The organism is Umezawaea sp. NPDC059074, from assembly GCF_042738955.1.
GTDB lineage: Bacteria > Actinomycetota > Actinomycetes > Mycobacteriales > Pseudonocardiaceae > Umezawaea.
In genome coordinates, this window is record NZ_JBHYHC010000055.1 from 13,556 (window position 1) to 33,529 (window position 19,974).

At 73.1% G+C, this 19,974-nt stretch carries 14 protein-coding genes; 8 read left to right on the forward strand and 6 right to left on the reverse strand.

Annotation, left to right across the window (positions count from 1 at the left end; all coding sequences use genetic code 11):
• Nucleotides 1-108: 108 nt before the first annotated feature.
• Nucleotides 109-438: a hypothetical protein gene (locus ACFWW9_RS24385; protein WP_390382160.1), complete on the reverse strand. Its 330-nt coding sequence runs from the start codon at nt 436-438 to the stop codon at nt 109-111.
• A gap of 150 nt (nt 439-588) precedes the next feature.
• Between ACFWW9_RS24385 and ACFWW9_RS24390 the strand changes: the two genes are divergently transcribed.
• The gene (locus tag ACFWW9_RS24390; protein ID WP_390382163.1) at nt 589-3,465 is read left to right on the forward strand and encodes a hypothetical protein; all 2,877 of its coding nucleotides are present in this window, start codon (nt 589-591) and stop codon (nt 3,463-3,465) included.
• On the opposite strand, the gene ACFWW9_RS24395 is transcribed toward ACFWW9_RS24390, so the two are convergent.
• Both ACFWW9_RS24395 and ACFWW9_RS24400 read right to left on the reverse strand, forming a co-directional pair.
• Nucleotides 3,435-4,427 (reverse strand): threonine/serine dehydratase, encoded by a 993-nt coding sequence (locus ACFWW9_RS24395; RefSeq protein ID WP_390382166.1) that lies wholly within the window; start codon nt 4,425-4,427, stop codon nt 3,435-3,437. The genes ACFWW9_RS24390 and ACFWW9_RS24395 overlap by 31 nt on opposite strands.
• Before the next feature lie 10 nt (nt 4,428-4,437).
• A complete protein-coding gene (locus ACFWW9_RS24400) occupies nt 4,438-4,878 on the reverse strand; it encodes a MarR family winged helix-turn-helix transcriptional regulator (RefSeq protein ID WP_390382169.1) in 441 nt (146 codons plus the stop codon).
• A gap of 98 nt (nt 4,879-4,976) precedes the next feature.
• Between ACFWW9_RS24400 and ACFWW9_RS24405 the strand changes: the two genes are divergently transcribed.
• The 3 genes from ACFWW9_RS24405 (at nt 4,977) to ACFWW9_RS24415 (ending at nt 10,470) form a co-directional block, all read left to right on the forward strand.
• A complete protein-coding gene (locus ACFWW9_RS24405; RefSeq protein WP_390382172.1) occupies nt 4,977-5,960 on the forward strand; it encodes a MucR family transcriptional regulator in 984 nt (327 codons plus the stop codon).
• Between the two features lie 61 nt (nt 5,961-6,021).
• Nucleotides 6,022-10,185, forward strand: coding sequence for a TIR domain-containing protein (locus tag ACFWW9_RS24410; protein WP_390382175.1), 4,164 nt, complete (start codon nt 6,022-6,024; stop codon nt 10,183-10,185).
• 9 nt (nt 10,186-10,194) lie between these two features.
• Entirely contained in the window at nt 10,195-10,470 is a 276-nt protein-coding gene (locus ACFWW9_RS24415) for a hypothetical protein (protein WP_390382178.1), read from the forward strand.
• Here ACFWW9_RS24415 and ACFWW9_RS24420 read toward each other — a convergent pair.
• A complete protein-coding gene (locus ACFWW9_RS24420) occupies nt 10,461-12,032 on the reverse strand; it encodes an alpha/beta fold hydrolase (protein WP_390382181.1) in 1,572 nt (523 codons plus the stop codon). The two genes, ACFWW9_RS24415 and ACFWW9_RS24420, sit on opposite strands and share 10 nt — an antisense overlap.
• Nucleotides 12,033-12,340: 308 nt before the next feature.
• Here ACFWW9_RS24420 and ACFWW9_RS24425 point away from each other — a divergent pair, with 308 nt between their 5' ends.
• On the forward strand, nt 12,341-13,510 hold the full coding sequence (locus tag ACFWW9_RS24425; RefSeq protein WP_390382184.1) for a phosphotransferase family protein: 1,170 nt from the start codon (nt 12,341-12,343) through the stop codon (nt 13,508-13,510).
• Here ACFWW9_RS24425 and ACFWW9_RS24430 read toward each other — a convergent pair.
• Complete coding sequence (locus ACFWW9_RS24430; protein ID WP_390382188.1) at nt 13,496-14,044, reverse strand: flavin reductase family protein; 549 nt, start codon at nt 14,042-14,044, stop codon at nt 13,496-13,498. The two genes, ACFWW9_RS24425 and ACFWW9_RS24430, sit on opposite strands and share 15 nt — an antisense overlap.
• A 166-nt stretch (nt 14,045-14,210) precedes the next feature.
• Between ACFWW9_RS24430 and ACFWW9_RS24435 the strand changes: the two genes are divergently transcribed.
• The 3 genes from ACFWW9_RS24435 (at nt 14,211) to ACFWW9_RS24445 (ending at nt 17,585) form a co-directional block, all read left to right on the forward strand.
• Complete coding sequence (locus ACFWW9_RS24435) at nt 14,211-15,101, forward strand: LysR family transcriptional regulator (protein ID WP_390382191.1); 891 nt, start codon at nt 14,211-14,213, stop codon at nt 15,099-15,101.
• Between the two features lie 82 nt (nt 15,102-15,183).
• Nucleotides 15,184-16,404: an LLM class flavin-dependent oxidoreductase gene (locus tag ACFWW9_RS24440; protein ID WP_390382194.1), complete on the forward strand. Its 1,221-nt coding sequence runs from the start codon at nt 15,184-15,186 to the stop codon at nt 16,402-16,404.
• The gene (locus ACFWW9_RS24445; RefSeq protein WP_390382197.1) at nt 16,401-17,585 is read left to right on the forward strand and encodes an acyl-CoA dehydrogenase family protein; all 1,185 of its coding nucleotides are present in this window, start codon (nt 16,401-16,403) and stop codon (nt 17,583-17,585) included. Before ACFWW9_RS24440 ends, ACFWW9_RS24445 begins: the two co-directional genes overlap by 4 nt.
• Here ACFWW9_RS24445 and ACFWW9_RS24450 read toward each other — a convergent pair.
• On the reverse strand, nt 17,575-19,857 hold the full coding sequence (locus ACFWW9_RS24450; RefSeq protein ID WP_390382200.1) for a molybdopterin-dependent oxidoreductase: 2,283 nt from the start codon (nt 19,855-19,857) through the stop codon (nt 17,575-17,577). The genes ACFWW9_RS24445 and ACFWW9_RS24450 overlap by 11 nt on opposite strands.
• Between the last annotated feature and the right edge of the window lie 117 nt (nt 19,858-19,974).

Consider the following 19,974-nt stretch of genomic DNA (forward strand, 5'->3'; position numbering starts at 1 on the left):
TCTGTTTGGCCCGGCCCTTTTTTTGTTCCGGGGTGGTTTCTCTTGGGGGTGGCGGTGTTCCGTGGGGGGCTTCCAACCAGCGCCGGAGGAGCCGCGTCGACTCGGCGATTAGACCGGGGTGTAGGTCTTGAAGCTGATGTACGCGCCGAGGTCGCAGTAGACGGTCGACGTGCCGCCGGAACCCGACACGGGCCCGTAGTGCCAGTACTCGAAGCCGTTGTCGAACCGGTGGCACAGGATCGTTCCCTTGAACCAGCCGCCGGTGCAGGTCACGTCCTCGCCCCAGTGCCCGCCACTGCCCTGGAACTCGTGGTAGGAGCAGCTCCGGGAAGCGGCCGCTGACGGTTCGGCGGACGCGGGTGAGACGACGGCGAGCATTCCGCAGGCCGCGACGGCGAGTGACGCGATGCTCACGGCCGCGCGCTTGAGGTTGTGCACTTGAACCCTCCAGAGATTTTTCAGTGCTCGGTCCGACGAGACGTCGGGCCGATGTCGTCCTGTCTAGTCGAGTGCGGTTGTTCGGGGTCAGCGCGGTGACACCGAACAACGGAAGCCGAACAACGGAAACGGTCGAGGGGGAGAAACACCGTGCCCAGGGGGGAGCGTCCGCTGGACGCCGAGGACACCGCCTTGCTGCGCTTCGCGGGGGATCTGCGGAGGCTGCGCGAGAAGGCGGGGAGTCCGACGTACCGGCAGCTCAGCACATGCGCCAACTACTCGGTGAGCGTGCTGTCGGAGGCCGCGGCCGGGCGCAAGCTGCCGAGTCTCGCGGTGGCGTTGGCCTACGTCGAAGCGTGCGAGGGCGACACCGCGGAATGGGAAGGCCGGTGGCGTGAGGTCGCGTGTGGTGTGACTGGCCGAACGGTCGAGGATGAATCGGATGCGGGGGCGCCCTACGTGGGTTTGTCCGCTTTCCAAGAAGCGGACGCGGACAGGTTCTTCGGTCGTGAGGCGTTGGTCGCCGAGTTGTCGAAGAGAATGGCCGACCACCGTTTCCTCGGCGTTTTCGGTGATTCCGGATCGGGGAAGTCGTCGGTTCTTCGAGCGGGTTTGGTGGCCGCGCTGCCACCGTCCTGTCCGACGGTGGTGTTCACGCCGGGAGCGCGTCCGTTCGAGGAGTGCGCGGTCCGGTTGGCGGCGTTGACCGGCGAATCGCCCGCGGTGCTCCGGGAGGAGTTCCTGGCCGATTCGCGGAACCTGCACCTGCGACTCCGGCAGGTGGTGGTGGACCGGCCCGCAGACACCGACGCCGTGCTCGTCGTGGACCAGTTCGAGGAGCTGTTCACGGTGTGCGCGGATCCGGACGAGCGGACGCGGTTCATCGACGCCCTGGTGGTCGCGGCGAGCGCGGACACCAGTCGGGCCAGGGTGGTCATCGCGGTGAGGGCGGATTTCTACGGTCGGTGCGGGCGGTACCCGCGGTTGGTCGACGCCTTGCGCGACGCGCAGGTCCTGGTGGGGCCGATGACGCCGGACGAGTTGCGGGCCGCCGTCACCCGGCCCGCGGTCCTGGCGGGCAACAAGGTGGAGACCGCGCTGGTGGCCAGGCTCGCCTCGGACGCGGCCGGGCAGCCCGCGGCGCTGCCGCTGGTCTCGCACGCGTTGCTGGAGACGTGGCGGCGCAGGCGCGGCGTCCTGCTCACCGTCGCCGGGTACGAGGCCGCGGGCGGCATCCGGGACGCCGTCGCGCGCACCGCCGAGGCCGCGTACACCGCGCTGCGGTCTGATCGGCGGGAGATCGCCCGGCAGTTGTTCCTGCGGCTGACCGCTCTCGGCGACGAGGGCGCGGACACCAAGCGCCGCGTCGGGTGCGACGAGGTGGACCGCGACGACCCCGAGACCGCGCTGGTGCTCGACCACCTGGCGCGGGCCCGGCTGCTCACCCTCGGCCGGGAGGGCGTCGAGATCACCCACGAGGCCCTGATCCGCAACTGGCCAAGGCTGCGCGACTGGCTGGACGAGGACCGTGAGGGGCTGCGGATCCACCGCCAGCTCACGGAGGCCTCCCTGGTGTGGGAGTCGCTGCGTCACGATCACGGGTCGCTCTACCGCGGCACGCGGCTGGCGGTGGCGCGTGCCTGGGCGGACACCGGGAGGACCGCGCTCACCCCGCGGGAGCGGGCGTTCCTCGACGCCTGCGTGGCGGCCGAGGCCGACGAGCACGCGGTGGCCCGCCGTCGCACCCGGCGGTTGCGGCAGCTCGTCGCGCTGCTCGCCGTGCTGGTCGTGCTCGCCACGACCACGACGGTGCTGGCGGTCCGCGTGCAGCGGGACGCCACCCGTCAGCGGGACGTGGCCCTGTCGGAGAAGGTCGCCGGGGAGGCCGTCGCGCTGCGCCTCGGCGATCCGGCGCTGGCCGCCCAGCTGAGCCTCGCGAGCTACCGCCTCGCGCCGACCACCGCGGCGCGGGACGGCGTGCTCAGCACGTTCGCGACGCGGTTGGCGGGCCACACCCGCGAGGTCTACTCGTTGGCGTTCACCCCGGACGGCACCGTTCTCGCCACCGCCAGCGGCGACCGGACCGTGCGGTTGTGGGACGTCCACGACCGGCGGAACCCCGTCGTGCTCGGGTCGCTCACCGGGAACGAGGACTCGGTCACGTACGTGCGGTTCAGCCCGGACGGTCGGGTCCTCGCGACCGCGGGCCGCGACCGCACCGTGCGGCTGTGGGCCGTCGCCGATCCCCGGTACGCCTCGCCGTTGGCGACGCTGACCGGGCACGAGGACACGGTGTTCTCGGTCGCGTTCAGCTCCGACGGACGCCTCCTCGCGTCGGGGAGCTACGACCACACCGTGCGGTTGTGGGACATCGCGGATCCGGCCGCGCCCAAGGCGTTCCCGGTGCTGACGCGGTTGTCGGCCAGCGTCAAGCCGGTGGTGTTCAGCGGGCACGTGCTGGCCGTGGGCGGTGACGACCACCTGGTCCGGCTCTGGGACGTGGAGGACCCGTGGCACCCCGCGCTCCTGTCGACGCTCACCGGGCACACCTACTCCGTCGACGCCCTGGCGTTCAGCCCGGACGGCCGCGTGCTGGCGTCCGGCAGCGACGACCACACCGCGCGGCTGTGGGACGTCGGCGATCCCCGGCGGCCCGCTCCGTTCGCGGTCGTCACCGGGCACACCGACATCGTGGGCTCGGTGGCGTTCAGCGGCGACGGGCACGTGCTGGCTTCCGGTGGGTACGACCACACCGTGCGGTTGTGGGACGTCGGTGATCCGCGACGGCCCGCGCCGGTGGCCACGTTGACCGGTCACGACAGCTCGGTCGAGTCGGTCGCGCTGAGCCCGGACGGCCGGGTGGTGGCGGGCGCGAGCGCCGACCGCACCGCCGAACTGTGGGACACGGACTTCCGGGACGTCGTCGAGCACGCGTGCGACCGCGGTCCGGCCACGATCAGCCGAGCCGACTGGGAGCGCTTCTTCCCGGACGTGGCCTACGAGCCGCCGTGCTCGGGGGCCGGGTGAGGCGGGCGGACCCACTCGTGGAAGGCCGTCGGGTCGACGTTGGCGCCGCAGACGACCGTGACGACGTGGCGGTCGGCGAAGCGGGCGGGGGCCTCCAGGATCGCGGCCACGCCCAACGCCGCCGAGGGTTCGACGACCAGGCCCGCGTGCTCCAGGAGCAGGCGCATGGCCGTGGTGATCGAGGACTCGCGGACCAGGACGGCGTCGTCGGCGACGGCCAGGAGGTCGGTCAGGACCTCGGGGATGGGGTGGCGGCCCGCCACGCCGTCGGCGATGGTGTCGGTCGAGTCGGTGGTGACGACCCGGCGTGCGCGCCACGAGAGGGTGAGGGCGGGCGCGCCCGCGGGCTGCACGCAGACCACCTCGACGGCGGGGGTCAGGGTTTTCAGGACGTGGCCGATGCCGGTGGCCATGGCGCCACCGCCCAGGGCGATCAGGACGGTGTCGAACGCGGGGGTCGCGGCGGCCAGTTCCAGCCCGATGGTGGCCGCGCCTTCGCAGGTCTCGAGGTCGAGGCTGTCCTCCACCAGGCGGACGCCCCGTTCGTGGGCGATCCGCGACGCCAGGTCGCGGGCCGTCTCGATGTCGCCGTCGACGAGGATCAGTTCCGCGCCCAGCGCGCGGATGCGGTCCAGTTTGGTGGCGGGTGCCCGCTTCGACGCCACGACCGTCACGGCCAGGCCGCGGCGGCCACCGGACCACGCCAGTGCTTGGCCGAGGTTGCCCGCGCTGGCGCACACGACGGCGGTCTCGCCGCGGTCGACGAGGTTGCTGGTCACGAGTTCCGTGCCCCGCGCCTTGAAGCTGCGGACCGGGTTCGCCGTCTCCAGCTTGACGCTGACCGTGCAGCCCAGTTCTCGTCCCAGCGCGTCGCACGGGGTGAGCGGGGTGTCGAGGAACCGCTGGTCGATCACGGCGCGGGACGCGCGGATCCGGTCGAGGTCGAGGCGCGTCCTGGGCACGGCGGGAAGCCTACGGGCGGACCGGCTCGGGGAGTTCCGCGGTGATCTTCACGAGCAGGGCGTGCAGGGTGGCGCGCTCGGTCTCGTCCAGCGGGGCCAGGATCGTCCGCTCGACGGCGGTCATCGCGGTGTCGAAGCCCGAGATGAGGTCCGCGCCTGCCGGGGTCGCGTGGACGCGCTTGCTGCGCTCGTCACCGGGTTCCGTGCGGCGCTCGACCAGGCCGCGGCGTTCGAGGCCTTGGAGGAGGCTGGAGACGCTCGCGGGGCTGGTGCGGCTCACGCGGGCGATGTCGCGCTGGATCGCGCCGGGGTTCCGGACGAGGTAGCCGAGCACGAAGCTCTGCTCGTGGCTGAGGTCGCGTTCGCGGATCCAGTCCTCGCCCGCCTTGCGCTGGGCCCACATGATCCAGCGGAGCAGGCCCAGGCTGGTGCCGGGTTCGGCGTCGTCCATGATGAGAACGCTAACTGTTAGATATCTAACTGTCAATGATGACCTTTACCGTGGTCGATCGCTGTTCTAGTCTCAGTGTGACTAGCGGAGGTGGCACCGTGACGCTCACCGACCACGCCCCGATCGGGACGGTCGTGCACGAGGGCGACCGGGTCCTCTGCCACCTGTGCGGCCGCTGGTTCAAGTCCGTCCTGGCCCACCTGCGCGCCCACGGCCTGGACGACCTCGCCTACCGCGAGGCGTTCGGGTTGGAGCGGAACGCGCCGCTGGAGGGCGTGACCACCCGACGGCGTCGGGCCGACTCGCTGCGCCGCCGCCGTGCGACCGACCCCGTGGTCCGAGCGTGGTGCGAACTGGGCGAGCAACGGGCCCGCTCCGGCGCGCTGACCGAGGCCGCCGCCCGTGCCGCGCGCGGCCGCAAGCACCCCGAGCAGCGGCGGCGGAAGACGTTGCGGGCGCTCGCCGCGATCTCCCCCGAGGCCCGCGCCGACGGCGTCCGACGGCACTCCCTCCTCCGGCTGCGGACCGTCGCGGCCAAGGCCGCCGCCGAACTCGGGTTCCCGGACCTCGGCGCGCTGGTCGTCGACCGGGTGCTGGCCGGGCACAGCCTCGCCGCGGTCAGCCGTGAGGCCGGGTTGCACAAGGACTGGCTGTCCCGCCACCTCAGGGCCGTCGACCCCGCGACCGCCGACGCTATCGCCGACCACGCCCGCGCCGCGCGGCTCGACGCCCCGTGGCTGCCTGTCCTCGCCGACCTCGGGTTCACGACCGTGCCGGACTACCTGCGCGACCGGCACGTCGACCAGGCCTTGTCGGTGCAGGCCATCGCGACGGAGACCGGGCTGAGCCGCACCTCCGTGCGCACGGCGCTGGCCCGGCACGGCCTCGACCACGTCTCGCACGCGACCTCGCGCCGCCACGTCCAGGACCGCGCGGCCGAGGTGGCGACGCGGTTCGGCTTCCCGGACGTCGCCGCGTACCTCGCCGACCGCCGTGCCGCGGGCCTGAGTTGGAAGACCATCGCGGCCGAGTGCGGGCAGTCGCAGTCCTGGGTCCGCAGGCGGGCCGGGCTGATCCGCTGAGCGGGGTAACACGGCCCCTCCGAGCGTCGATGGATTCGTAGGCGTTAGGGGGGAGGTCCCCGTGGCGAACGTGTTCGTCAGCCACGCGGGCGAGGACCTGCGGGTGGCGGCCGAGGTGCGGGAGTGGCTCGTCGCGGACGGGCACCGGGTGTTCCTCGACCGGGACCTGCGGGACGGCATCGCGGTCGGCGAGGAGTGGGAGAAGCGGCTGCACGAGCGGCTGCGGTGGGCCGACGCCGTGGTCTGCGTCGTCACCGAGGCCTACGTGAGGTCCGCCTGGTGCGCGGCGGAAGTCGGTATCGCGCGGTCACGGGGGAGCAGGCTGCTGCCGCTGCACGCCGAGGCCGGGGTGGAGCACCCGCTGCTCACGTCGGTGCAGCACGCGGACCTGGCCCCGGATCCCGCCGCCGCCAGGCAGGCGTTGGCCGCGGCGCTCGGGCGCGTCGACCGGACCGGCGGGCTCGGCTGGGTCGACGGCCGGTCCCCGTTCCCCGGTCTGCGGGCGTTCGAGGCGGACCTGCACCAGGCGTTCTTCGGCCGCGACGAGGACGTCGAGGCGCTGGCCGGGCTGCTCCGCTCACCCGCCGAACGGGCGGACAACGCGCTGCTGCTGGTCGTCGGACCGTCCGGCTGCGGCAAGTCGTCGCTGGTCCGGGCGGGGCTGCTGCCCAGGATGGCCGACGAGCCCGGCGTGTGGACGGTGGCCGCGTTCACGCCCGGCGTGGACCCGCGGGCGACCCTGGCACGGGAACTCGCCGCCGCGGGCGGCCGGGACGTCGCCGGGATCCGGGACGACCTGGAGCGCGGTCGGGTCGTCGAGGTCGTGGACGACCTCCTCCAGGCGAACCGCGGCAGGCGGTTGCTGGTCGTCATCGACCAGTTCGAGGAACTGCTGACCCAGACGCCCCCCGAGCGCCTCGCCCCGTTCGCGGCGCTGCTCCGGACTGCGCTGGGCGGGCCGGTGGACGTGGTGGCCACCCTGCGGCCGGAGTTCCTGGACCGGCTGCTGCTCGACCCGGACCTCGGGTCGCTGCCGATGCGCACGCACGTGCTGCGGCCGTTGCGCCGGGAGACCCTGCGGACGGTCGTGGAAGGGCCCGCGCGACTGGCCGGGATCGAGGTGTCCGACGAGCTGGTCGCCCGGCTCGTCGACGACACCGGCAGCGGGGAAGCGTTGCCGCTGCTGGCTTTCACGCTCGCGGAACTGGCCGAGGGCGTCGGGGTCGGCGGGGAGCTGTCGATGGCGCGCTACGACGCGCTCGACGGCGTTCGGGGGGCGTTGATCCGGCAGGCCCATGCCGCTCTCGCCGAGGCCATCGCCGCGGGCGGGCGGGGCCGGGACGACGTGATCGCCGGGTTGCTGCGGGTCGTGACGGTCGACGAGCAGGGCCACCCCACCCGGTGGCACGTCAAGCGGGCCGACCTCCCGGCACCCGTCGTGGCCGAGTTGGACGCGTTCGTCGCGCGCAGGCTGCTGACGATCGACACCGTCGACGGCGAGGCCGTGGTCGGGGCGTCGCACGAGATGTTCTTCACCGCGTGGCCGCCGCTCGCCGAGGCGATCACGAAGACCGCGTCGGCCCTCCGCGCCCGCCGCTCGGTCGAGGAGGCCGCCGCGGGGTGGCGGGCGGCCGACCGGAGCGCGGAAGCCTTGTGGGAGCGGGGAAGGCTCGGCGCCGCGCTCAACGCGACAGGCGTGCGGGTCCGGGGTCGCGCGACCGTCGACGGGCTGGTGGACCTCGGCCCGGACGCCCGCGACTTCCTCGTCGCGAGCGTCCGCCACGACCGGTCGCGGCGGCGTCGGATCGTCGTCGCGACCTCGGCGCTGCTGGTGCTCGCCCTGGTGGCGGGCCTCGTGGCGTTCGTGCAGCGGCGGAGCGCGGCCGAGCAGGAGGCGCGGGCCCGTGAGCAGGCCCTGCTGGTCACGACCCGGCAGCTCGTCGCGAAAGCCGAGGCGGCGCTGGACTCGGACCCCCGCACGGCGGTGCGGCTGAGCGTCGCCGCCCACCGGATCCGCCCCGACGCCGAGACCTACGCGTCGGTGCAGAGCGCGCTCGCCACCACGCCGTACGCCGGGCAGCTGACCGGGGTGACCAGCCGGGTCCGTTCGATCGCCTACTCGTCGAACGGCCGGTACCTGGCGGTCGGGTTCGACTCCGGCGCGATCATGTTGTGGGACCTGGCCGACCCGTTGCGCCCTCGACGGGTCGGTGAGCCGTTCATCGCGTTCGACCACGCGGTGACCGTGGCGTTCGCGGCGAAGGACAGCAGGCTGGTGACCGCGGGCTCCGGCGGCGAGGTCGTGGTGTGGGACCTGACCGACCCGGCGCGTCCCGCTCGGACGGGCACGCCGGTCGTGGGGCAGAAGGAGACGGTGGGCAAGTCGTGGTTCTCCCCGGACGGATCCGTCCTCGCCACGTCGAGAGAAGGCGTTCCAGGGGTGCAGTTGTGGGACGTCGCCGATCCTGGGCAGGTCCGTCCACTCGGGACTCCGTTCGCCGCCGACCCAGCCAAAGTCAACGCTGTCGCGTTCTCTCTCGATGGCGGCACAGTCGCGGTCGCCCCTCGTACCAACGAGCTCCCAGTGACGCTCTGGGACATCCGTGATCGTGCGGTGGCTAGACCCCTCGCCGCTGTCGCTCCTAATCCCGCGGATATCGTTGGCTCCCTGTCGTTCTCTTCCGACAGCAAAACTTTGGCCGTGGGAGGTGACTTCCATGGCACTGTGTTGTGGGACTTGAGTGACCTAAACAACCTTCGCCCAGGTCGTGAGCCGATCCGCGTGGGATTCGGCTCGAAGGTCACCTTCGCACCTCATGGCGGTATGTTGGCCACGACCGGTGACCGGGACATGGGTTTGTTTGTGTGGGATGCCTCCTACCTGGACATCCCGAGCCGGGCCGAGCAGCTGATCGCAGGAGAGAACGATCTGATCGCGGTGTTCTCTCCCAAGGGCAATGTGATCGCGAGCGGAAGCGAGAGCGGTCGTGTGACCCTCTGGAATCTGGCTCGTGCCGGACGTCCCCATGCTCTGGGATCGCCTTTTATAGGGCATAACGGTCAGTATCCGGAGATCTATGCCCTGGCAATGTCGGAGGACGGCACGCTGGTTGCGACTGGGGCACGGGATACGTCCGCCGTCCTCTGGGATACGACAGATCCTGCTCGCCCGCGCAGAATTGACACCCTCACCGGACACAGCGGCGAAGGCGTCGACGCCATCGGGTTCTCGCCTGATGGGCGGATGCTCGCTACAGGTGATGGTAAGGGCGCAGTGATCCTGTGGGATCTGACAGACCGTGATCGCCCTCGCAAGTTGGGATCGCCGCTCACCGGGCCGACGAACATCATTCGGTCGCTCGTGTTCACCGCCGACGGCAAGACCCTCGTCGTCGGCGGCGACCAGGCCACGATCTTCTGGGACGTCCGGCAGCCCACCAACCCCGCCAAGATCGCCCGGGTGCTGGACCGGGAGCTCGTGCTGGGGATCTGGCGGGTGCGGGACGGCCGCGTGCTCGGCCTCGTCCTGGGGTCCGGGACGTACGCGAGCACCACCTCCATCGCCCCGCCGACGGTGGTGACCACGACCGAATCCGGGGGGCACGCGGAGGCCGGGAGCGCCAAGGCGCAGGAAGGAGGGCCGGGGGACCGGACCGGCACCCGCCTGTGGGACATCACCGACCCGGCGCACCCGCGTCAGGTGGGATCCGGCCTCGTCGGCCACGAGCAGGACGTGGGGACCGCGGCGCTGTCCCCGGCGGGCGACCTGCTGGCCACCGGCGACGCCAAGGGCGCGGTCGTCCTCTGGGACGTCAAGGATCCCGAGCACGCCCGGCGGCTCGGCGACCCGCTCCACCCGCACGGCAGCACCTCGTCGGTGAGCGTGGCGTTCGCGCCGACGACGGACCTCATGGTGACCGGCGGCATCGACCAGAACGCCTACCTGTGGGACCTCGGCAGCCGGATCCTGCCGCGCAAGTTCGGCACCTCGCTGGCCGACAACCTGGACACCGTCAGCCACCTGGTGTTCTCCGCGAACGGCGAACTCCTGGCCACCGCGGGCAGTCAGGGCGACGTCGTCCTGTGGGACATGCGCCCCACCTACGACCTGCGCGGCCACCTGGACGAGACGGCCTGCGAGGTCACCGGTGGTGGCCTCGACCGCGACCAGTGGACCCGCTACCTGCCCGACCTGGAGTACCGGGACACCTGCGCCGGTCGTTAGGGTCGCGGGGTGGACCTGACCGCCCGGTACCGGAAAGCGCTGCGGCAAGCGGACTTCGGTCGGCTGGACGCCGCCGAGGCCACCTTGCGGGAGGTGCTGGCGGCCGGACCGGGGGCCACGACGCGCGTCCGGGCTCTCGTGGTGCTCGGGGACCTGCTGTGCGGGACCGGTCGAGTCGCGGAAGCGTTGCCGCTGCTGGAGGAGGCGCTCGCCGGGCCGGTGGAGGACGACCTGCTCGACGTCGAACTCGACCGGGCCCGTGCGCTGCTGGCACATCACGGTTGAGGGGCGTCGGTGCAGGTGACGTCGGCGTCCGGCAGGTGGCCGGTGGTGAGGAAGTCGACCGTCGCGCCGTCCGCGCAGGCGGAACCGGCGTGGTAGACGTAGTGGCCGCCGTTGTCGACGCCGACGAACGCGGCGCGCTGGCCCAACGCCTTGCGCAGACCCAGTCCGGCGTCCCACGGCGTGGCGTTGTCGCGCTTGTTCTGGAGGATCAACGTGGTGCGCGGGCCGTTGTCGGTGACCGTGACGGGCGCCTCGACGGGCGGGGTCGGCCAGAAGGCGCACGCCCAGACGTCGGCGGGCATCCCGGCGGTCAGCGGCCACTTCGCGCGGTCGGCGGCGGTGCGGGTGGCGTAGTCGGCGAGGTCGCGCGACCAGGCCACGTCACCGCAGTCCAGCGCGAGGAACATCGTGGCCTGGTTGTCGGCGGGAACGCCCGGCGTGGCGGGGTTCTCGGCGAACACCTGCTTCAGCACCTCGCCGTCGGCGTCGGTGGGGCGGCCGTCGGCCAGGTCCGCCGCGGCCTTCCAGAACTGGGCCAGCACGGGCAGGGTCTCGTTGTGCAGCATCAGGCTGTGGGTGACGTTGCGCAGCAGGGAGCCGGTCAACGCCGCGCCCGCGATCGGCGCGGGCGTGCGGTCGAGGCGGTCGGCGAGCGCGAGGTAGGTCTGCGTGACCTCGTCGACCGTGCCGCCTAGGCCGAGGACGCCGTTCTGCGCCGCGGCGACCCGTGCCGCGTCGGGGAACCGCTCGGCCACGCCCTTGCCCCACTGGCCGACGGACTCGGCCCAGATCTTGGTGGGGTCGACGTTGCCCTCCAGGACCATCCGGTCGACGCGGTCGGGGAACAGCGAGCTGAAGACCGTGCCGAGGTACGTGCCGTAGGACTGGCCCCAGTACGAGACCTTCTCCTCGCCGAGCGCCTGCCGGACGCGGTCCAGGTCGCGGGCGGTGTTGGCGGTGGTGAAGTGCCGCAGGCGGTCGGCGATGCCGGAGCACTGCTGGGCCTGCGCGCGGCCGAGGTCGACGTTCGCGGTGGTGGAGCCGTCGGCGGCGGGGTAGGGGAACAGCCCGACCACGCTGGGGTCCGCGAGGCCGCAGCTCTGCGGGGTGCTGTGCGCGACGCCGCGCGGGTCGAAGCCGATCAGGTCGTAGCCCTCCAGCACGGACGCGGGCAGCGTGCGGGCGAAGTCGCCGGGGGTGTCGAGGCCGGGCAGGCCCGGTCCGCCGGGGTTGACCAGCAGGACGCCGTGCCGCTTGTCCGGCTTGGTGCTGGGCAGGCGGGAGATCGCCACGTCGATCTTCGGGCCGTCGGGCTGGTGGTAGTCCAGCGGGACCTGCACCGTGGCGCAGCTCAGCCGCGGGTCGCGGGTCGTCGCCGCGCTCACCTCCGGGCACCGGCCCCACGAGAGGCTCGGCGCGACGGCGCTCGGGGCCGCGCTCGCGGGAGCGGGCGTCGACTCGTCGTCGGCGTCGCACGCCGAGACCCCGGCCAGCGCCACGGCCACCAGTGCCGCCGCGACCTTCGGGAAGGCGCGATTTCCCTTGCCGTACCTGGATTTCACCGGTCGTTCCTCCGCTTTCGCCGTTGTCGATCAGGTCGAAGGCGAAGGTAGTGGCGGAGACCGGCCCGGCACGTCCCCTCGGTGGGGACAATCGCGGGTAGCTCGCTCGGGTGATGGCGCTCAGCTCCCGTGCCGACCCCGTCGGGGCTTGACAGCCGCCCAACGGGGTCGGTTAACCTCGTGCCGCGCGTTGGGTACGCGCCGGGACTCGCCGGAAGGCTCGAAGCCACCCCGTTTCGGTCAGGTCGACGACGGATGCCGCGCTCAGGTCCGTCCGTGCGAGTCCGGGCGGTGAGCGAGGTGCCCCCATGAAGACGTTGCCCGACAACCCCGATCTCGACCACCTGCGCCGTCAGGCGAAGGACCTGCTGGCCGGACTCCGGGACTCCGATCCGACCGTGCCGCTCGCCGCCGCGCAGGCGTCGCTGGCGCGGCAGTACGGGTTCCGGACGTGGACCGCCCTCAAGGCCGAGGTGGACCGCCTGCGCGGGCGGGTCGACGTGGCCGATCCCGTGCTGGCCCAGCGGATTGCGGTCCTGTTCGGACTGGGCGAGGTGACCGGTCCACTGAGGTCGGTGTCCCGGCCGGACGAGGTCGGACGGCGGTGGGCGCTGGACACCGACCGCGGCCGCTGGTCGCCGAGGACCGTCGACGACGTGTACCCGGTGACCGACGGCGAGGCCGACACCCGGTTCCAGGAGGCCGCGGCGCTGGCGGGCGTGACGCTGCCCGCCCCGGTGCGGAGCACGGCGGGCCGGGTGGTCGAGGAGATCGACGGCCACCGGTGGCGGGTCCACCGGTGGGTGAGTTCCGGGCCGCCGTTGGCCGCGCCGGTCAGCGCGGCCGTCACCCGCGAGGTCGGCGGGGTGCTGGCCGCGCTGCACGGCCTGCGCCTGCCGGTGGACGGGATCTGCCCGTGGAACGCCCGGCCGCTGTCCTCCGCGAGCTGGGAGGACCTGGCGGCGCTCGCCGCGTCGAAGGGCGCGGCGTGGGCCGGGCTGCTCGCGGCGGCGGTGCCCGCGTTGGCCGAACTGGACTCCTTCGACGACGAGCCGACCTCGGAACCGGTGCTGTGCCACAACAACATCACGCCGGGCAACGTCCGCGTGGGCGCCGGCGGTCGGCTCGTCGTCGTGGGCTGGGAGCACGCGAGCGGGCTGCCGCCGGAGTGGGAGGTGGCCGCCGCGCTGGTCACCTGGGCCGTCGACCCCGCGGGCGGGGTGAACGCCGCCGGGGCCGGCGCCTTGGTGGACGGCTACCGCGCCCGTGCGGGTGGAGTGCCGGAGTTGGGTCTCGGGACGTTCCGCGGCAGCGCCACCGCCCTGCGGAACTACGTCTCCGGGCAGGTCCACGGCGCGCTCGCGGCCGAGGGCGTCGAGGAGCGGACCTTCGCGGACCGCGCCATCCGCCACCTGCTCGCGCACCTGCCGTCCAAAGCGACCTACCGGCAGCTCCTCCGTGAGCTAGCGCGTCGGTGAAGTCGTCTTCGTGGCTTCAGTGTCGACCGAAAGAAGCGCCGGTCGGTGCAGGCCGAAACCGCTGCGGTGGAAGACCAGCGGGTGGGAGTGCTCGGCGTGGGCCACGGCGTGCAGGCGGAGCAGCACGATGGTGTGGTCGCCCGCCTCCACGTGGCGGTCGATCGTGGTGTCGAACCAGGCGATGCCGTCGGCGAGGGTGACCGCGCCGCCGGGGCCGAACGTCAGGTCGAGGCCGTCGAACCGGGTGTCGGCCCGGCCCGCGAGCTGGCGGGCGACGCGGTCGTGGTGGTCGGCCAGCACGGTCACGCCCACGTGGTCGGCGCGGCGCAGCGCGGGCCACGTCCGGGACGTCGTGGCGATCGAGAACGACACCAGCGGCGGGTCCAGCGACACCGAGGTGAACGAGCTGGCGGCCAGGCCGACGACCTGGTCGTCCACCCGCGCGGCGACGGCGACGACCCCGCTCGGGAACGCGCCGAAGGCGGCGCGCAACCGGGCGGGGTCCAGACCGCTCTCAACCCCGTGTCGGCTCATTCCGCACTCCTTCCACGCCGGGGTGTCCAGCGTCGCCCGCGGCGGGGCCGCGCGTCCAAGTGCGTTTCACGATGGCCACCCATGCGCGGGAGTGATGGGTTGGCAAGGGGTTCCCACATGCCGGTCGGGGTCTCGGAAAGGGCTCTGATCGGCTGTAATCGCACCCATGACGACCTCACTGGACCTCGAACACCTGCGCACGCTGATCGCGATCGCCGAGTGCGGCGGGTTCAGCAAGGCCGCGGCCGTGCGCCACATCAGCCAGCCCGCGCTGAGCCAGCACGTGCGGCTGCTCGAACGCGGCCTCAAGCGCAAGCTCTTCGAGAAGGAGGGGCGCACCATGCGCTTCACCCACGAGGGGGAGCGGGTGCTGGCGGAGGCGCGGCGGATCATCGGCGTCCACGACGCGTCGCTGCACCGCCTGGAGGTGGAGCGGGACCGGACGATCGTCATCGGGTCGACGGAGCACAGCGCGCAGCAGATCCTGCCGGAGATGATCCGGGCGATGCAGGCGGCGTTCCCGGACTGCGCGACCCGGTTCGAGATCGGCCGGTCCACGCAGCTCGGCGAGGCGGTCGGCAAGGGCGTGGTGGACTTCGCGTTCGTCCTCGACCCCAGCGGTCACGGCGCCGGGCACCTGGTGGGGCGGCTGCCGCTGATCTGGTACGCCGCACGGGGCTGGTCGCCGCCCGAGCCCGGCGGGACGTGGCCGCTGATCGCGTTCGAGGAGCCGTGCGGCCTGCGGGAGCGGGCGCTGTCGATCCTCACCGGCGAGGGGCACCACGTCGAGGTCGCCGCGCAGTCCACGACGTTGGAGGGCGTGCTCGCGGGCGTGCGGGCGGGTCTCGGCGTCGCCCTGCTGCCCAGCGCGGGAGGGCGTCCGTCGGGGTTGAGCGTGTGCGGCGACCTGCCGGACGCGGGCACGACCCACCTGCGGATGGTGGCCCGGCGCGGTCTCGCGGCCGAGGTGGAGGAGACGGCGCTGGCGGCGGGCGTGGAGTTCTTCGCGCAGCGGCCGCACCTCCAGCTCGTCCCGGCCGCGGCCCAGGGCGCGTGACCCCGTCCATAACGCCGGGCTATCGGAATCCATCGCGCACTTGTCTTGGACGCCCGTCCAGGGCCCGACCTACGGTCGGCTCGTGACCAGCGCACCCGCCTTCGGCCAGCAGATCCCCGAGACCGCCTCCCGCGAGGTCGAGTTCATCAGCCTGTCGCACCTGAACCCGTCGACCGAGCTGAACCCGATCCCGACCCGCGGCATCGACCTGAAGTACTTCCGCGAGTACGTCCGCTCACTGGAAGAGGGCGGGTACGACTACACGCTGCTGCCCTACGGCTCCGGCACCGCCGACTCGTTCGTCGTCGCGTCGGCCGTGGGGCAGCTCACCGAGCGGATCAAGCCCATCGTGGCGGTCCGCCCGAACACGACGTTCCCGCTCGTCGGCGCGCAGAAGCTCGCCACCCTCGACCAGCTCACCGAGGGCCGGGCGGTCGTGCACCTCATCTCCGGCGGCAGCGACGCCGAGCAGGCCCGCCAGGGCGACTACCTGCCCAAGGACCGCCGCTACGCCCGCACGTCGGAGTACATCGACCTGCTGCGGCGGGCGTGGACCGAGCCCGCGCCCTTCAGCCACGACGGCGAGTTCTACCGGTTCGACGACTTCGGCCCCGGTTTCGCGCCGTACGACTCGCCCATCCCGATCTCCATCGGCGGGTCGTCGGACGAGGCGTTCCAGGTCGGCGGCGAGAAGGCCGACGTCTTCAGCTTCTGGGGCGAGCCCCTGGTGGACCTGCGGTCCGAGATCGACCGCGTCCACGCCATCGCCCGCGCCGCGGGCCGCACGACGTTGCCCCGGATCTGGGTGACGTTCCGGCCGATCATCGCCAAGACCGACGAGCTGGCGTGGCAGAAGGCGCACGAGTACGTGGCCAGGATCGCCGACACGTTCAGCAAAGCCGCCTACGGCAAGCAGCGGCTCCAGACGCCGGGCACGCCCCAGAACGTCGGCTCGCAGCGGGCGCTGTCGTTCGCCGAGAAGGCGGACCTGTACGACCGGGCGTTGTGGACGCGGACCGCCGCCGTGACCAACGCGGGCGGGGCGTCGACGGCGCTGGTGGGGTCCGCGGAGACCGTGGCCGCCGCGATCCTCGACTACGTCGACGCGGGCGCGGACCTCGTCAGCATCCGCGGTTACGACACGCTGGCCGACGCCGTCGACTACGGCAAGCACGTGCTTCCGTTGGTGCGCCAGGAGATCGCGCACCGGGAGGCGACCGGCAGGCGTGGCACGCTCCAGGCCGAGCACCTCGGCAACTACGCCGAGGACTACCGGCGGCACGCGACGGCGGGCCGGGCGTGACGACCGCGCAGGTGCACGCCCTGCCCGTGCCGGACCTGTCCGAGGAGGCCCTCGCGGCGGTCACGGCCGAGGTCGCCGAGACGGCGGCGGGCTACGACCAGAGCGGCGAGGTGCCGGTGCGCGGGCTGGAGGCGGCCCATCGCGCCGGTCTGCTCACCGCCACCGTCGGACAGCGGTACGGCGGCGCGGAAGCCGGCGCGCGGGACACGGCCCGCATCCTCATCGCGCTCGGCGAGGGCGACCCGTCGGTCGCGCTGATCGCGGCGAACACCCTGATGGCGCACGCCTCCCAGGCCGCGTCCGCGCACTGGCCGACCGCGCTCTACGACGACGTGCTGGCCCGCTCGGCGCGGGGACCGGCCCCGGTCAACGCGATCCGCGCCGAACCCGAACTCGGGGCCCCGGCCCGCGGCGGCCTGCCGAAGACCACCGTCCGGCGCACGTCGTCGGGCTGGATCCTCAACGGGCACAAGGCCTACGCGACCGGCGGGACGGCGCTGGCCTACCACGTGGTGTGGGCGGTCGCCGACGAGCCGGACGGCGATCCGGCCGCGCCGCGGGTCGGGCACGTGATCGTGGCGGGCGACCTGCCCGGCATCACCTGGGTCGACACCTGGGACCACCTCGGGCTGCGCGCCTCCAACACCCACGACGTCGTCTACGAGGAAGTCGAGCTGCCCGCGGACGCGTTCGTGGAGATCCCGCGCGGCGCGGACGGCGTCTACCGGGACCCGGCGGCGGCCGCCGGGCCGGGCAGCTTCGGCCACCCGGCGCTCTACGTCGGCGTGGCCAGGGCGGCCCGCCGGGCGTTCGCGGACTTCGCCCGGTCACGGGTGCCCGCGGCGCTCGGCCGACCCATCGCCACGACCGAGCGGATCCAGGCGGTCGCGGGGGAGATCGACCTGCGGATCGCTCAGGCGGAAACGCTGCTGCACGGCGCTTTGCTGCGGATCGAGGCCGGGGACCCGACGATCGGCCCCCAGCTGTCGGTGCTCAAGGTGGCCATCGCCCGGTCGGTCGTGGCGGCCGTGCAGACGGCCGTGGCCGCCCTCGGCAACCCGGCGCTGTCCCGCCGCAACTCTCTCGAACGGCACCTGCGCGACGTCCTGTGCGTCCGCGTCCACCCGCCGCAGGAGGACACGGCTCTCGTCGCCGCGGGCAAACGAGTGCTCACGGCGTGAACAAGGGCGGTTCGTACGCGCGAACCGGTGGCACCGGGCCGTCGTAGCGGGTGATCGCGACCAGCACGTGTGCGCCGCTGGTGGCCTGGGTCAGCGTCGACGTGCCGACGTCCCGCGTGAGGACGTTGACGTTGCCGTTGACGCAGTCCGCGACCTCCGGCGCGCTCGGGTCGAACCACGCACCCGTGTGCATCTGGGCGACGCCGGGCAGCAGCACGTCGGTCACGACGACCCCCGCGAGCAGGCTGCCCTGCGCGCTGCGGACCAGCGCCACGTCCCCGTCGACCAGGCCGCGGACCGCCGCGTCGGCCGGGTTCAGCCGCACCGGCTCACGCCCGGCGACCTTCGTCGACCGGCTGGCCGCGCCCATGTCCAACTGGCTGTGCAGCCGGTGCGTCGGCTGGTTGCACAGCAGGTGCAGGGCGAACTCCGCCGTCGACGGCGAGCGCCACCACTGCGTCGGTTCCCGCCACACCGCGTGGCCCGCGACGTCCGGCAGCCCGAACCCCGCCAGCGTCGCCGAGTACAGCTCGATCCGCCCGCTCGGCGTCCCCAGCGGGCGCCCGGCGCGGAAGTCGGCGAACACCGTGTCCCGGTAGGGGTTCTGAGGCAGGTCGACCCCGCCGTCGCGCCAGAACTCGGCGAACGGCGGCGCGGGCGGTGACGCCGGGGCGGCCCGCCACTCCTCGTAGATCCGCTCCAGCCACTGCCGCGAGTCCAGGCCCTCGGCGAAGTCCGCGCCCAGCTTGTCCGCCAGCCGCGAGTAGATCCACAGCTCCTCGCGGGCCTCGCCGCGCGGCGGCACCGCGCGAGGGGACGCCCGCAGCCTGCTGTCGCCCGCACCCGCCGCCACGTCGTCGCGCTCCAGGGTGCTCGCCACCGGCAGGACGATGTCCGCGTGCCGGGCGGTCGGCGTCCAGTGCGTCTCGTGCACCACGAAGGTGTCCAACGTGGACAGTGCGCGTCGGAGCCTGCGCAGGTTCTGGTGGTGGTGGAACGGGTTGCCGCCCGCCCAGTACGCGAGTTTCGTCTCCGGGAGCCGGAGCGTGCCGCCGTTGTACGGGATCTCCTCGCCGGGCCGCAGCAGGAGGTCGCTGATCCGGGCGCACGGGATGAAGTCCGGCACCGGGTTGCGGCCCTGGGGGAACGTCGGCAGCGGCGCGCCCGCGACGCCCACGCCGTAGTCGCCCATCGACCCGAGGCCGTGGGCGAACCCGCCGCCCGGCAGGCCGATCTGCCCGAGGAACGCGGCCAGCGTGAGCCCGGCGAAGACCGGCTGCTCGCCGTTCTCCCCGCGCTGCAACGAGTACACGACGTTGACCAGCGTGCGGCCCGCCGCCATCCGGTGCGCGAGGTCGCGGATCGTGGCCGCTGGCGTGCGGCTGATCTCGGACGCCCACTCGGGCGTTTTCGGGACGCCGTCGGACTCGCCGAGGACGTACCGGCGGACCTCGTCGGCCCCGACGGTGTGCGTGGCGAGGAACTCGTCGTCGGCCAGTCCGTCGACGACCAGGACGTGGACCAGCGCGAGCATGACCGCCGTGTCGGTGCCGGGCATGACGCCGACCCACTCGGCGCCCAGGTCGGGGAAGGCGTCGTCGCGCTGGGCGGACAGGGCCACGACCCGCGTGCCGCGCCCGGCGGCCCGCACGAGGTCCGACCCGACGTGCCGCGCGTGCCCGCCGGGCACCACCCATGTGTTCGACCGGCGCGCTCCACCGAAGGTGACGAGCAGGTCGGTGTGCTCGGCGACGTCGGCCCACGACGCGGGCTTGTACCGCAGGTCCAGTGCTTCGCGCGCGCCGACGAGGTGGGGGAGCAGCACGGTGCTCGCGCCGCGGGAGTAGTCGTTGACCGACCGCGTGTAGCCGCCGATCGAGTTGAGGAACCGGTGGAGCTGGCTCTGCGCGTGGTGCAGCCTGCCCGCGCTGCCCCAGCCGTAGGAGCCGCCGAAGATCGCCCGGTTGCCGAACCCCGACCGCACCCGGTCCAGTTCACGGGCGAGCACGTCGAGCGCGGTCTCCCAGTCGACCTCGACGTAGGGGTCGGCGGGGTCGCCGCGCCGGGTGTCCGGGCCGGGGCCGCCGTCGAGCCAGTGGCGACGCACGCTCGGCCGCGCCACCCGTGACCGGTGGCCGTGGGAGTCGGCGACGTTCCCGATCGCGGGCGCGGCGTCCGGGTCGTCGGCCTTCGGCCGGGCGGCCACGACGTCCCGGCCGTCGTCGGACACCTCGACGAGGTACGTCCCCCAGTGCGCGCTGGTCTCTCCCACCACTCCGATGCTAGCCACGTGCCCACCGGGTGAAAGGGAGCCGTCGATCAGAGTCCTCGATGCATTCCCATCCCCATTTCGTCTTGGACCCCGTCCGCGACCCGCTCCTAGATTCGG